This window comes from Actinomycetospora termitidis, from assembly GCF_030286555.1.
Classification (GTDB): domain Bacteria; phylum Actinomycetota; class Actinomycetes; order Mycobacteriales; family Pseudonocardiaceae; genus Actinomycetospora; species Actinomycetospora termitidis.
Genome location: NZ_JASVWF010000018.1, coordinates 1 through 1,110, shown reverse-complemented (window position 1 = coordinate 1,110; position 1,110 = coordinate 1). Strand labels below are relative to the sequence as shown.

Sequence of the window (1,110 nt, the reverse complement as noted above, 5' to 3'; positions counted from 1 at the left end):
GCGTCGTTAGTTGCTTGACATGGCTGGAGGTGAGATCTTGAGGGGGTGAGCCCCTCGGGATTGGCTGTCAGCGACGACGATCGTGCGGAGTTGGAGTCCTGGCTGCGCTCGTCGACCCGCTCTGCCGGGTCGGTCGAGCGCGCCAGGATCGTGTTGGCCGTCGCCGACGGGTCGGGAACGACTGCAACCGCCCGGGCGCTCGGGGTGTCCCGGCCGACGGTGATCAAGTGGCGGGACCGGTTCGCCGCGAGCGGGATCGCGGGTCTGGACGACCAGCCTCGCAGCGGTCGCCCGAAGACCATCGACGACGCCGCGATCATCGCCGCGACCCTCGATGCCCCGCCGGATCGTCTGGGGATCACTCATTGGTCGACCCGGCTGCTGGCCGGTGAGCTCGGGATCGGCGACGCCACCGTGGCGCGGGCGTGGCGGCGCTATCACGTGCAGCCCTGGCGGGCGGAGACCTTCAAGTTCTCCACCGACCCCGAGCTCGAGGCCAAGGTCCATGACGTGGTCGGGCTCTACCTCGCTCCACCGCGCAACGCCGTGGTGCTCTGCGTGGACGAGAAGTCCCAGATCCAGGCGCTGAACCGGACCGCGCCGATGCTGCCGATGCGCCCCGGGCTGCCGGCACGCGCGACGCATGACTACCAGCGCAACGGCACGACCACCCTGTTCGCCGCCCTCGAGGTCGCGACCGGCCGAGTCACCGATCAGTGCTACGAGCGGCACGGCAAGGCCGAGTTCCTCGACTTCCTCAAGAAGGTCGCCAAGGCCTACCCGCGGCGCAAGCTGCACGTGGTGCTGGACAACTACCACACCCACAAGCACGCCGAGATCAACGAATGGCTCGCCCGCCATCCGCGGATCACGCTGCACTTCACCCCGACCTCGGGGTCCTGGCTCAACCTGGTCGAGGTGTTCTTCGGGATCATCACCCGCCAGGCCATCCGCCGCGGCTCGTTCGACAACGTCGCCCAGCTCGTCGAGAAGATCCGCACCTTCATCGACGGCTGGAACGACCGCTGCCACCCCTTCACCTGGACCAAGACCGCCGAAGAGATCCTGCCCCACGCCACCCGTCAGCGAACTTCAGACGCGCGACACTAG

1 protein-coding gene is annotated in these 1,110 nt (G+C 68.2%); it reads left to right on the top strand.

Features of this window, described 5'->3' with window-relative positions; genetic code table 11:
* Positions 1-45: 45 nt before the first annotated feature.
* A complete protein-coding gene (locus QRT03_RS32000; RefSeq protein ID WP_286057224.1) occupies positions 46-1,110 on the top strand; it encodes an IS630 family transposase in 1,065 nt (354 codons plus the stop codon).